This is a genomic window from Mycobacterium sp. E1747, from assembly GCF_001667775.1.
Classification (GTDB): Bacteria; Actinomycetota; Actinomycetes; order Mycobacteriales; family Mycobacteriaceae; genus Mycobacterium.
On the sequence record NZ_LZJI01000129.1, the window covers coordinates 1 to 11,702 of the forward strand.

General features: G+C 67.1%; 12 protein-coding genes and 1 tRNA gene. 8 read left to right on the top strand and 5 right to left on the bottom strand.

Annotated elements, in window-relative coordinates; all coding sequences use genetic code 11:
- The 4 genes from A5695_RS12920 to A5695_RS12935 all read left to right on the top strand — a co-directional run.
- The coding region (locus A5695_RS12920) for an Nramp family divalent metal transporter (RefSeq protein WP_068082110.1) at positions 1–1,097 on the top strand (1,097 nt) is incomplete at its 5' end.
- Positions 1,098–2,153, top strand: coding sequence for a poly-gamma-glutamate hydrolase family protein (locus A5695_RS12925; protein WP_068082113.1), 1,056 nt, complete (start codon positions 1,098–1,100; stop codon positions 2,151–2,153). It abuts the gene before it with no gap.
- Between the two features lie 23 nt (positions 2,154–2,176).
- Positions 2,177–3,001 (top strand): LLM class F420-dependent oxidoreductase, encoded by an 825-nt coding sequence (locus A5695_RS12930; protein WP_082946050.1) that lies wholly within the window; start codon positions 2,177–2,179, stop codon positions 2,999–3,001.
- A 40-nt stretch (positions 3,002–3,041) separates the two neighbouring features.
- A tRNA-Arg gene (locus tag A5695_RS12935) sits at positions 3,042–3,114 on the top strand.
- A 196-nt stretch (positions 3,115–3,310) separates the two neighbouring features.
- On the opposite strand, the gene A5695_RS12940 is transcribed toward A5695_RS12935, so the two are convergent.
- The 4 genes from A5695_RS12940 to A5695_RS12950 form a co-directional block, all read right to left on the bottom strand.
- Positions 3,311–3,847: an ester cyclase gene (locus tag A5695_RS12940; protein WP_068082120.1), complete on the bottom strand. Its 537-nt coding sequence runs from the start codon at positions 3,845–3,847 to the stop codon at positions 3,311–3,313.
- A gap of 147 nt (positions 3,848–3,994) precedes the next feature.
- Positions 3,995–4,228: a hypothetical protein gene (locus tag A5695_RS12945; RefSeq protein WP_068082123.1), complete on the bottom strand. Its 234-nt coding sequence runs from the start codon at positions 4,226–4,228 to the stop codon at positions 3,995–3,997.
- Positions 4,229–4,274: 46 nt separating this feature from the next.
- Entirely contained in the window at positions 4,275–4,415 is a 141-nt protein-coding gene (locus A5695_RS28490; RefSeq protein WP_156749616.1) for a hypothetical protein, read from the bottom strand.
- Positions 4,416–4,499: 84 nt separating this feature from the next.
- On the bottom strand, positions 4,500–5,972 hold the full coding sequence (locus A5695_RS12950) for a DUF4185 domain-containing protein (protein WP_068082126.1): 1,473 nt from the start codon (positions 5,970–5,972) through the stop codon (positions 4,500–4,502).
- 355 nt (positions 5,973–6,327) lie between these two features.
- On the opposite strand from A5695_RS12950, the gene A5695_RS12955 reads away from it, so the two are divergent.
- The 4 genes from A5695_RS12955 to A5695_RS12970 all read left to right on the top strand — a co-directional run bounded on the left by A5695_RS12955 (position 6,328) and on the right by A5695_RS12970 (position 11,039).
- Complete coding sequence (locus A5695_RS12955) at positions 6,328–7,740, top strand: MFS transporter (RefSeq protein WP_068082129.1); 1,413 nt, start codon at positions 6,328–6,330, stop codon at positions 7,738–7,740.
- A 257-nt stretch (positions 7,741–7,997) separates the two neighbouring features.
- Positions 7,998–9,056, top strand: a complete 1,059-nt coding sequence (locus tag A5695_RS12960) for an acetyl-CoA acetyltransferase (RefSeq protein WP_068082132.1) — start codon at positions 7,998–8,000, stop codon at positions 9,054–9,056.
- Position 9,057: 1 nt separating this feature from the next.
- Positions 9,058–10,560 carry a carotenoid oxygenase family protein gene (locus tag A5695_RS12965; protein ID WP_068082135.1) on the top strand — a complete coding sequence of 501 codons (1,503 nt, stop codon included), beginning with the start codon at positions 9,058–9,060 and terminating at the stop codon, positions 10,558–10,560.
- The gene (locus A5695_RS12970) at positions 10,560–11,039 is read left to right on the top strand and encodes a VOC family protein (RefSeq protein ID WP_068082139.1); all 480 of its coding nucleotides are present in this window, start codon (positions 10,560–10,562) and stop codon (positions 11,037–11,039) included. The genes A5695_RS12965 and A5695_RS12970 overlap by 1 nt, the downstream gene beginning before the upstream one ends.
- Before the next feature lie 4 nt (positions 11,040–11,043).
- Here the strand turns inward: A5695_RS12970 and A5695_RS12975 are convergent, their stop codons facing one another.
- On the bottom strand, positions 11,044–11,478 hold the full coding sequence (locus A5695_RS12975) for a hypothetical protein (RefSeq protein WP_068082142.1): 435 nt from the start codon (positions 11,476–11,478) through the stop codon (positions 11,044–11,046).
- Between the last annotated feature and the right edge of the window lie 224 nt (positions 11,479–11,702).

The following is an 11,702-nucleotide window of genomic DNA, read 5'->3' on the forward strand; positions in this document are numbered from 1 at the left end:
ACCTGCTGCTGTGGGTCATCGTGGTGGCCAACGCGCTGGCCGGGCTGGTGCAGTACCTGTCGGCCAAGCTCGGCCTGGTGACAGGACGGTCGTTGCCCGCGGCCATCGGCAGGCGGATGAGCCGCCCGGTCCGGCTGGTCTATTGGGCTCAGGCCGAGCTGGTGGCAATCGCGACCGACATGGCCGAAATCGTCGGCGGCGCAATAGCCTTGCGAATACTGTTCGACTTGCCGCTGCTGCTCGGCGGGATCATCACCGGGGCGGTGTCCGTGCTGCTGCTGACCATCCAGGACCGGCGCGGGCAGATCATCTTCGAGCGTGTCATCACCGGACTGCTGCTGGTCATCGCCGTCGGCTTCGCGGCCAGCTTCTTCGTGAAGACCCCGCCGCCCGACGCCGTGCTCAGCGGCCTGGTGCCGCGATTCCGGGGCACCGAGAGCGTGCTGCTCGCCGCCGCCATCCTGGGCGCCACCGTGATGCCGCACGCGGTGTACATGCATTCCGGGCTGGTGCTCGACCGGCACGGGCACCCCGCCGAGGGCGCGCATCGAAGACTGCTGCTGCGGGTGACCCGGCTCGATGTCGTGCTGGCGATGACCGTAGCGGGAACGGTGAACGCCGCGATGCTGCTGGTCGCCGCGATCAACCTGCAGCACAGCGACATCAGCGCGTCCATCGAGGGCGCCTACTCCGCGATCCACCACACCCTGGGGCCCGCCATCGCGGTGCTGTTCGCCGTCGGGTTGCTGGCGTCCGGGCTGGCCTCGTCGTCGGTGGGCGCCTACGCCGGCGCGATGATCATGCGGGGCCTGCTACACCGCAGGATTCCGATGCTGGCGCGCCGCTTGATCACGGTGTGCCCCGCGCTGGCCATCCTCGCTTTCGGCTTCGACCCCACCCGCGTGCTGGTGCTCTCCCAGGTCGTGCTGTCGTTCGGAATACCGTTTGCGGTCCTTCCCCTGGTGAAGCTGACCAGTGACCGCGAACTGATGGGCGACGACACCAATCATCGCGTTACGACGGTTATTGGCTGGGCCGTCGGCGTAATGATTAGTCTGCTTAACGTGGTGCTCATCTGGTTGACGGTGACCGGCTAAATGCCGGGCCGCCGGCATGCCTACTTCGCATATGGCTCGAACCTGTGCGTCAGGCAGATGGCGCTGCGGTGTCCCGACGCCGCCGATCCGAGGCCGGCCGTCCTGTCCGACCACGACTGGCTGATCAACCAGCGCGGCGTGGCCACGGTCGAACCGTGCGCCGGCAATCAGGTGCATGGCGTGATCTGGCAGATTTCCGACGGCGACCTGGCGACCCTCGACAGCGCCGAAGGTGTGCCGGTGCGCTACCGGCGAGACCGGCTGAGCGTGCACACCGACGACGGGGTGTCGCCGGCGTGGGTCTACATCGACCATCGCGTGACGCCGGGTCCGCCCCGGCCGGGTTACCTGCCCAAGATCATCGACGGTGCCGTGCAACACGGGCTGCCGCAACGCTGGATCGATTTCTTGCGGCGCTGGGATCCCTCGAGCTGGCCGCGGCGTGCGTCGGCGTCGGGGCCTGCGCCGCAATCCCTTTCAGCGTTGCTGAGCGAGCCCGGAGTGAGCGAGATCAGCCAATTACGGTCGCGCTTCGGCTTTCTCGCCATCCACGGCGGAGGGCTGGAGGAGATGACCGACGTGATCGCCGAACGCGCCGCCGACGCCGCCGGCGCGTCCGTGTACGTGCTGCGTCACCCCGACCGCTACCCGCATCACCTGCCGTCTGCGTTGTTCGATCCGGCCGAGTCACCACGGCTGGCCGAATTCCTCGACCACGTCGATGTCGCGGTCTCCCTGCATGGCTACGGCCGCATCGGGCGCAGCACCCAGTTGCTGGCCGGCGGCCGCAACCGTGCGTTGGCCGCGCACCTGGCCCGGCACATTCAGCTGACCGGCTTTCAGGTGATCACCGACCTCGAGGACATCCCGCCGGAGTTGCGGGGGCTGCATCCGGGCAACCCGGTGAACCGGGTGCGCGACGGCGGCACCCAGCTGGAGCTGTCCCCGCGCGTGCGCGGCATCAGCCCGCGCAGCCCGCTGCCCGGCGACGACGGCCTGTCACCGGTCACCAGCGCCCTGGTGCACGGCCTGGCGGAGGCGGCTCGTAGCTGGTAATTGTCCTCATCGGTTGAATGGAGTTGTTGGTGGCCAAGGATTTCCGCTTCGGAATGAGCATGCGCTTCATCAAGTCGCGCGAGGCATTCGTGGAGAAGGTGAAGCGTGCCGAAGACGTTGGATTCGACATCCTCTGTGTCCCAGACCATTTAGGAGCGGCATCGCCGACCGCGGCGCTGACCGCGGCCGCCATGGTCACCACGAGGCTCAAACTCAGCATGTATGTGCTCAACGCCGCCTTCTACAAGCCGGCCCTGCTCAGCCGGGATCTCGGCGACCTGGACAAGCTGAGCGATGGCCGTCTCGAGATCGGGCTTGGGACCGGCTATGTGAGAGAGGAATTCGAGGCGGCAGAGCTGCCGTACCCCAGCGCCGGCGCCCGGGTCGACTACCTCAAACACATGACGACCTATCTCGAGGAGCATCACCCGAAGACGCCCATCCTCATCGCCGGCAACGGCGACCGGGTGCTGACCATCGCCGCCCAGCACGCCCACATCATCGGGCTGACCGGTTCGCGCGTCAAAGAAGCCGATGACCCATTGGCCGAACGCATCGAGTTCGTCCGCAAGGCTGCCGGCGACCGATTCGACTCGCTGGAGTTGAACCTGGCGATCACCGCTCTGCCGGCCGAGGGCGAGACCATGCCCGACCTGCGGATGACCCGGCAGTACGCCCCAGAGCTGTCCGACGAGGAGTTGCTCGAGCAGACCTCGGTACTCAGCGGGACGCCGCGCGACATGGCCGACAGGCTGACCTTCTACCGCGAGAAGTACGGCGTCACGTCCGTCACCGTGCAGGACAACCATGTCAAGAACTTCGCGAAGGTCATCGCGGAGCTGCGCTGAGCCGTCGGTGCCGTGGTCTCCCGGTAAGCTCAGGCGGTCCGCCCTCGTAGCTCAGGGGATAGAGCACGGCTCTCCTAAAGCCGGTGTCGCAGGTTCGAATCCTGCCGGGGGCACTCTGTCATGTGTATGACGTCGGCTGATGCTTGACATTCCTGCTTCGGGTGATGCGTGACAGTGTTTCGGCTGATGCTTGACAGTTACTTCGGTTGATCCTTGACACTCCCTAGATGAGGGAGTTAACCGTGGCCGAGCAGCGGTATCAGGCCGTGTTGGCGGTGATCCGGAAAAGCGGCAAGTCCGATAGTGGCCTCAACGCAAACGACGCGAACGCAGTGCCGCTCGGGCGACCGTCATGGGGTGGTTGAGCAGAGTCGCGATCCGACCGGCTGTGGTGTTGGGGTCGCGCCCGACGCCGAGGTAGATAAACAACGCGAGGCGGTCGAAGTAGGCGCGTTCGCAAACGAGATCAGGGCCATCGAACTCGAAGATCGCCACGACTGGCAGGTCGACCCAGCGACCAGTCGGGGGAAGGCCCCGATACGGTCCCCGGTGGGTGCCCTGCACGCGAGACTCCAAGAGCACCCTGTCGCCGTGGTGACACAGCGCTCCTGGCTCGATGTCGGTGAAGCGCATGTCGGGGAAAGCTGTGAAGAGTTCACGGTAGGCGTTGGCAACCGCATTAGGTCCATCCGCAACCTCGCCGGGCAATTCTGTGCGGGCGCAGCCGGATTTGAATGTGGCAAGCGTTGCGGCGACGTCGTGGTTGTTCTCTGCTTCGAAATGAGCTAGGACGGCTTCTTCCCGCGTCTGCCGAAGTTCCGCATCGACGCTCGCTGTCCCGGTCATCGCGCTCCCTTTGCCCAGGTCGACACGTCGCGCGCGTCGCCGATGACGTGAGCGTAAAGGAAGGTGTGGATGTCGGTGCGGTAAACGGCCAAGCCCGGCCCATTCGCCCTCTCGTACATGATCCGCCCCGGGTGTGCGTGCCGGCATTCAGGGCTTGAGCCCGTACCCTTCGCCATCGTCAGCCAGGTAGGTGACGTCGTACCACCGCCTCGGCGGTTGGACGGTGGCGTCGTACTCCTCGGTGGGCGTCGCCCGCTCCAGCCGGACGTCCGTCAATTGCGGATTGTTCGCGCGGACATAGTCTTCCAGCTCAGCTAGCAACGCGTCACCGGTCAGACTCGTCTCCGCGAGTGCCCTCGCTTCGCGCTTCGCCCAACTCACGCGTATATCCTGCCCCGGCCCTTGCGGCCGGGCACGAGGCGCTCGGCTATGTGGCCATCCGCCCGTCGAGCAGGATGCCCAGGCGGACGGCGCCATCTCTGCGGTGCACACCCTCAATGCGCACCTCGATGTTCGGCCGCCGCGGCTTGCCGGCGGTCGACGCGGCCGGATTCTCGAAGGTGATCATCGCCGATCTCCTCTCTCGCTGGGCCCCCGCTTTCTTCAGGGTGCGCCTGCTTTGCCGACTATTTGGGGTGCGACATGGTCACGATTAGGGCAAGACGGTGTGCATCAGCATCACGTCGTATGCCGACCACAGCGACAGGTTGAAGTAGAGGTCCCGGCCCGAGGACCACGGGTGGATCATCGGTGCGTAGATCCCGCCGGGCATCGAGAAGGACGACACGAGCGGTTGCTCGGGGCTCCACGGTCCCTGCGGGGCCGGCGCCGTCCGCGCCACCACGTCGTTGCTGCCGCCGTTGGTATAGAGCACCAGGTATTGCTTCAGATAGCTGTTGTACTGGGCCGACATCTCGCCCACCGGGCCGGGGAAGATCGGCGTCGCCGCACCTGGGTTGTTGGGCACCCAGCGGCCGCCCTCGTCGCCGTTCCAGTACTGATATTTGGTGAGGTCGGGCAGCTGACCCGGTGGCACGCGCGACAGGAACGCCGCGCCGCCGCGCCCCGACGGGGTGCCGAACTGGTAGAGGTAACCGTCGTTGCCCTTCATGAACGCACCCATTTGGAAGTTCTCATTGCCGGGGGTGAACCCGGCTCCCGGGATGGCGTCCGCGGAGGCCGTTCGGATCGAGGTGGGGAAGATCCCCCAGTTCTGGCCATTGTCGTTGGACCTGGCGATGGCCGAGTAGTTCGTCGACCACTCGCCGTCGCGGCCCCACTGCCGGATGGACATGTAGCTCATGTACTGCGTCCGGCCGATCGAGATGCCCGCCGTCGGGATGATGCCCGTCTCGTGCGCGGCCTTGTGAATCGTGTTGACGACCTGCTTGGACAGGCTCGTCGTCCACACCGGCGAACCGGAGTACCGGTCGTTGGGGATGCCGTCGGAGATGTGGATGCCGTGCGACAGGTCATGGTCCGAGCTGCGGAACAGCGTGTTGTAGCGCCACTGCTGGCCCTTGACCTTGCAGTAGCCGAAGGTGTCGCCGAATGCCATGAGGACCTGGCGGTTCATCGGATCGCCGTTGTCCCAGGCAATTCCGAGGTCGGTACCCGAGATGCTGAAACGCTGCAACGTTTTGTTCGGACCGTCGGGGCCGGTCACCCAGTCGACGAGCGACGTCGGCGCGCCCGCGATCGAGGGCGGCGGCGCCGGCTGTGGCTGCGGGACCGGGGCCGCGTTGGGCTGCAGCTGACCAGCGTTCGGCGGCTGCGGCAGCCCGGGAGCGGGCGGATTGGGCCCGGGCGGGAGGACTTCGGCCTGGGGTCTCATCGGGGCGACCTGGCGACCCGGAGTCGTCGGTTTGAGGAACTGGGAGATCAGTGGGCCAAGCCTGGGCAAGGGTGCCTGGTCATTGGTGTGGGTCGGCCGGCGTCCGGTCGGCGGTTGGACGACCGGTTGGGGTGCGGGCATCGCCGGCGGGGCGACGGGCGGCTCCACGTTCGCTTCCGGTGCGCCACACGGGGTGGCGAAAGCCGACGGCGCGGGCCCGACCACGAAGACGAGTCCGACTGCGGCCGCCGACGCCATCGAGAGCGAAACACTTCGAAGAATCGCCGACATGTAACACCTTTCGAGCGGCGGGACACCGCATTGACGTCCGCAGTTGGCTCATGTGACGATAGTGATTGGAGCGGTTGTTGTGACTAGTGATGCGACGATAGGTATCCATCCGTGACCGTGTCGCAACCGGCGCGGGGTGCCGCATGCGCCCGTTCAACAGTGACTGCTGGGACGCCCGCGTCCGACGACCCTGTCGGGGCGCGCGGGCACCCCCGCGACACCTGCGCCGAGCCCGCACGCCAGGTACGCTCCCATCCGCCAGCACACCCACCGTCGCCGCGGTCTAGCGATAACGCAGGTCTCGGCAAACTCGGGTCGGGGCCCTGGGTGGGCGGCACGCCAAGGAGGGCGACCGATGAGTGACCGTAATGGCCTGCGTGGCAAGCTATTCGAAAGCCAGGCGTATCTGCGCCGCGTGGTCGCCGCCTCGATGGCCGGCACGGTCGTGGAATGGTACGAGTTCTTCCTCTACGGCACCGCCGCAACCCTGGTCTTCAGCAAGGTGTTCTTTCCCCGGGGCGGCAACGAACTCGACGCAATCCTCGCCGCCTTCGTGACCTACGCCGTCGGCTTTGCCGCCCGCCCGCTCGGTGGCATCGTCTTCGGTCAGCTCGGCGACCGATACGGCCGCAAGAAGCTGCTGCAGCTCAGCCTGTTGTTGGTCGGCGTCTCCACATTCGCGATGGGATGCCTGCCCACCTTCGGCCAGATCGGGTACTGGGCCCCCGCGCTGCTCGTGGCGCTGCGGTTCGCGCAGGGCTTCGCCGTCGGCGGCGAGTGGGGCGGGGCGGTCCTGCTGGTCGCCGAGCACAGCCCGAAGGCCACACGCGGCTTTTGGGCCAGCTGGCCGCAGGCCGGCGTGCCGGGCGGAAACATGCTGGCGACCGTCGTGCTGCTGGTCCTTACCTCGACGCTCTCGGACGGGGCTTTCCTGAGCTGGGGCTGGCGCGTCGGCTTCTGGCTGTCGGCGGTCGTCGTTCTGATCGGCTCTTACATCCGCGCCAAGGTGACGGACGCGCCGATCTTCTACGAGGCGCAACGGCAGCTCGACCAGGTCGAGACCGCCCGGGTTGGCGTGGTGGAGGTGTTAAAGCGTTATCCACGTGGCGTTTTCACCGCCATGGGTATGCGGCTGGGCGAGAACACCATGTACTACCTCGTCGTCACCTTCTCCATCACCTACCTGAAAGTCCATGTGCACGCCGACACCAAGACCATCCTGTGGTGGCTGCTGGTGGCGCATGCCGTCCACTTCGTGGTCATCCCCCTGGCCGGGCGCCTCAGTGACCGATTTGGCAGGCGCCCAATCTATTTCATCGGTGCGATCAGCGCGTGCACCTGGGGCTTCTTCGCGTTTCCGATGATGAACAGCGGCCGCAATGCCATCATCCTGTCGGCGATCGTCATCGGCCTGGTGATCCACGGCCTCATGTATGCGGTGCAGCCCGCGGCCATGGCCGAAATGTTTCCCACGCGGATGCGCTACTCGGGGGTATCGCTCGGCTACCAGGTCACCTCGATCGTGGCCGGTTCGCTGGCACCGATCATCGCGGTGCGCTTGCTCGAGACCTATAAATCCGCGGTGCCCATCTCCTGGTACCTGGCGGCGACCGCCGCGGTGAGCGCGGTGGCCGCCGTCACCGCCGTCGAGACGAAAGGCATCGACCTGGCGGCAATCGACTTGGCCGACGCCCGCAAACAGCGGGGCATCACGGCAGGTCAGCCGGACGGACCCGACCCCACCGAACTCGTCCCAGGCGCCGTCTGAGCCACTCGCGAGGCGTCAACCCCCCGAGCGGTCGGCCCGCCGAACGCCGAACGAGGTTGACTTCGCATGTTTGTCGGCCGCTGTAGGGGGCAATGTTCCATGAGAGGCGCACGCGTCGGCCGGCCTTCGCGTTCGCCTAGGTCCCGTCGGTTCAGCCCGAGAGCCGACGGGGCCGCCCCTTTTTTGGGCACCTATTCGTCACGCCCCCGCCCGGATAGGCCTCAAGGTCGAGGCGATCCTGGAGTACCGTGCGGCGTATGGATGGCTCACCCGGTGTGTGGATCCTGGGCGGCTGGCAAACCGACTTCGCCCGCAATCTGACCAAAGAGGGCCGCGACTTCGCCGCCCTGACCGCCGAGGTCGTCGCGGGCACTCTCGGTGCGGCCAAGGTGAACGCCGGCGACATCGAGGTGGTGCACGTCGGGAACGCCTTCGGCGAAATGTTCGCCGCTCAGGGCCACCTCGGCGCGATGCCGGCGACGGTCTGCGCCGACCTCTGGGACACCCCCGCCTCCCGGCACGAAGCGGCGTGCGCGTCGGGCAGCATCGCGGCATTGTCGGCGATGGCGGATCTGCGGTCGGGCGCCTACGACACCGCGCTGGTACTGGGCGTCGAGCTCGAGAAAACCGTGCCCGGCGACACCGCGGCCCAGCATCTGGCGGCCGCCGCCTGGACGGGTCACGACCCGATTACGGATGACGCCACCACCAACCCCATCACCGAGGGCCGGTTGCGCCGCTTCGACTGCAGCCAAATGACCGATGGCGGCGCGGGACTGGTTCTGGCCGGCGATGCCTACCTGCGCACCCACCCCGATGCGCGCCCGATCGGCCGCATCCACGGGTGGGGGCACCGCACGGTGGGGCTGGGTCTGCGGCAAAAGCTGGACCGAGCCGCCGACGACCCCTACGTGCTCCCGCACGTGCGGGCTGCGGTGCAGGACGCGTTGCGGCGCGCGCGGCTGGCCCTCGACGACCTCGACGGGTACGAGGTGCACGACTGCTTCACCCCCAGCGAGTACCTGGCGATCGACCACATCGGGTTGACCGGCCCGGGCGAGTCGTGGAAGGCGATCGAAAACGGCGAGATCGAAATCGGCGGCCGGCTGCCGATCAACCCGAGCGGCGGGCTGATCGGCGGCGGCCACCCCGTCGGGGCCTCGGGCGTGCGCATGCTGCTCGACGCGGCCAAACAAGTCAGCGGCACGGCCGGCGAATATCAGGTCGACGGAGCCAAGAGCTTCGGCACCCTCAATTTCGGCGGCAGCACCGCCACCACGGTGAGCTTCGTTGTCAGCACGGCAGAAGGTGTGTGACATGGACGTCGCGATCGTCGGCAAGTTTCTGTCCACGCTGCCTGAGGACGACGACCACCCGTACCGGACCGGACCGTGGCGTCCCCAGACCACCGAGTGGGACGCCGACGACCTCACCGCCGTGGAGGGAGAGATTCCGCGCGACCTCGATGGCATCTACCTGCGCAATACCGAGAACCCGCTGCACCCGGCGCTGAAGACCTATCATCCGTTCGACGGCGATGGCATGCTACACATGGTCGGCTTTCGCGACGGAAAGGTGTTCTACCGCAACCGCTTTGTGCGGACCGACGGCTTCCTGGCGGAGAACGAGGCGGGCGAGACGCTGTGGCCGGGACTGGCCGAGCCGGTACAACTGGCCAAGTGCGAGCAGGGCTGGGGCGCTCGCACCCGGATGAAGGACGCATCGAGCACCGACGTCATCGTGCACCGGGGCGTCGCCCTGACCAGCTTCTACCAGTGCGGCGACCTATACCGGGTCAATCCGTATTCGGGCGAGACGCTGGGCAAGTCGACCTGGAACGGGCGGTTCCCCACCGACTGGGGTGTGTCCGCGCACCCGAAAGTCGACGCCAAAGCCGGCGAGCTGTTGTTCTTCAACTACAGCAAGCGCGACCCGTACATGCGCTACGGGGTCGTCGACCAGAACAACGACCTGGTCCACTACGTCGACGTCCAACTGCCCGGACCGCGGCTCCCCCACGACATGGCGTTTACCGAAAACTATGTCATCCTTACCGATTTCCCGTTGTTCTGGGACCCGGCCCTGCTCGAGCACGACGTGCACGTGCCGCGCTTCTATCCCGAGATCCCGTCGCGGTTCGCGATCCTCCCCCGCCGCGGCGGACCCGCCGACATTCGATGGTTCGAGGCGGACCCCACCTTCGTGCTGCACTTCGTCAACGCCTACGAAGACGGCGACGAGATCGTCCTCGACGGCTTCTTCGAGGAAAATCCGTCCCCGGCTGACACCGGTGGATCGAAGTGGGACAAGCTGTTTCGCTTCCTGGCGCTGGACCGGCTGCAGTCGCGGCTGCACCGGTGGCGGTTCAACCTGACCACCGGCGCCGTGCGGGAGCAGCGGCTGTCGGACTCGGTCACCGAGTTCGGCGCCATCAACCCCGACTACGCCGCGGGCAACTACCGCTATGCCTACGCCGCGACCGGCAAACCCGGCTGGTTCCTGTTCGACGGGCTGGTCAAACACGACCTCGACACGGGAAGCCCGTTCGGCGATGGCGTCTACGGCAGCGAGACGGCGATGGCGCCGCGGGTCGGTGCCACCGGTGAAGACGACGGCTACCTCGTCACGCTCACCACCGACGTGAACACCGACGCCTCCTACTGTGTGGTCGTCGACGCCGGCCGGCTCGCCGACGGACCGGTGTGCAAACTTCAACTGCCCGAGCGCATCTCCAGCGGCACCCATTCGACGTGGGCCCCCGGCGAACGGCTGCGACACTGGGACACCGCGGAGTCGGCGACCGCCGCGGTCGGGCTGTGATGGCCCACCACCCCCGCCGGACGACGCACTGGCCGCCGCAGCTGGCGCCGATCGGCGGCATCCGGTTCGCGCGCCGGTCGCCGAACTTTCAAGACACGGTGCGGTTCTACCGCGAGCTCGTCGGGTTGCCGCTTTTCGAGACGTTCGGCGAGAGCTACGGCAGCAATGGCGCCATTTTCGGCCTGCCCAGTTGGAACCTGACGCTGGAGATCGTGGAATCCGTCGAGCCCGTGGCGGTGGACCATCACGAACAGCTGTGCCTGTACTTCCCCGACCACCAGGCGCAGCGGGCGGCGATCGCGCGGCTGCGGGCCGCGGGGCACGAGCCGGTCGAACAGCATCCGTACTGGGAGGCGACGGGCGCGGTCACCTACCGTGACCCCGACGGCCGCGAAATCGTGTTCGCGCCCTTCGTGTTCGGCGTCAACGAGCCCAACGAAAGCGCCAGCTCGGGCAAGCACGAATTCCCGTCGCCGTAGCTCCTCAGCGGCCCGACCGTCGGGAAGCCAACGCCGTGATGACCGCCACGATCGAGCACAGCACCGCGCACACCGCCGCCCCCGCGCCGACGTAGAGGCCGTACTGCGCCGACACCGGCGGATTGACGTTCAGCTTGTAGTACCACGCCGTGAGCGCGACGATCAGTAGCGAGATCAACAGCGCACCAACCGAAGCCAGTCGCACCGACAGGCCGCGGCCGACCATTGCGCCGGTGACCAGCAGCGCCGAGGACAACAGCACGATGAGCTGGCCCGCGCCGAACCCGCGCGGGAGTTCCAGGTTGCCGTGCGCGCCCCCGATGGCGTTGGCCCAGCCCCCGCCGTTGACGGCGGTGGTCAGCCACGGCAGCCACGCACTGGCCGAGATCACCAACGCGAAAAGCGCCACCAGCCAACCAGGGCGCAGCCGGCGAGTCATGCTAGCGAGATTAACCGACTCAGACCCGGCCCCGGGCGATCGAGCGTCACGCTAGCGTGGCGCCCGTCGGCAAGCGCCGCCCCAGCGTGACGCTCGGGCGGCAGGTGCCCCATCAGCGGCTAACGCCGTGCCCGTTCATGCCGGGGTCGGGTCTGAGTCGGTTAATCTCGCTAGCATGACTCGCCGGCTGCGCCCTGGTTGGCTGGTGGCGCTTTTCGCGTTGG

Coding starts and splice junctions, on each gene's coding strand:
- A5695_RS12955 (WP_068082129.1), top strand. CDS start 6,328: ATGAGTGACCGTAATGGCCTGCGTGGCAAGCTATTCGAAAGCCAGGCG.
- A5695_RS12975 (WP_068082142.1), bottom strand. CDS start 11,478: ATGACTCGCCGGCTGCGCCCTGGTTGGCTGGTGGCGCTTTTCGCGTTG.
- A5695_RS12925 (WP_068082113.1), top strand. CDS start 1,098: ATGCCGGGCCGCCGGCATGCCTACTTCGCATATGGCTCGAACCTGTGC.
- A5695_RS12940 (WP_068082120.1), bottom strand. CDS start 3,847: ATGACCGGGACAGCGAGCGTCGATGCGGAACTTCGGCAGACGCGGGAA.
- A5695_RS12960 (WP_068082132.1), top strand. CDS start 7,998: ATGGATGGCTCACCCGGTGTGTGGATCCTGGGCGGCTGGCAAACCGAC.
- A5695_RS12965 (WP_068082135.1), top strand. CDS start 9,058: ATGGACGTCGCGATCGTCGGCAAGTTTCTGTCCACGCTGCCTGAGGAC.
- A5695_RS12970 (WP_068082139.1), top strand. CDS start 10,560: ATGGCCCACCACCCCCGCCGGACGACGCACTGGCCGCCGCAGCTGGCG.
- A5695_RS12950 (WP_068082126.1), bottom strand. CDS start 5,972: ATGTCGGCGATTCTTCGAAGTGTTTCGCTCTCGATGGCGTCGGCGGCC.
- A5695_RS28490 (WP_156749616.1), bottom strand. CDS start 4,415: ATGATCACCTTCGAGAATCCGGCCGCGTCGACCGCCGGCAAGCCGCGG.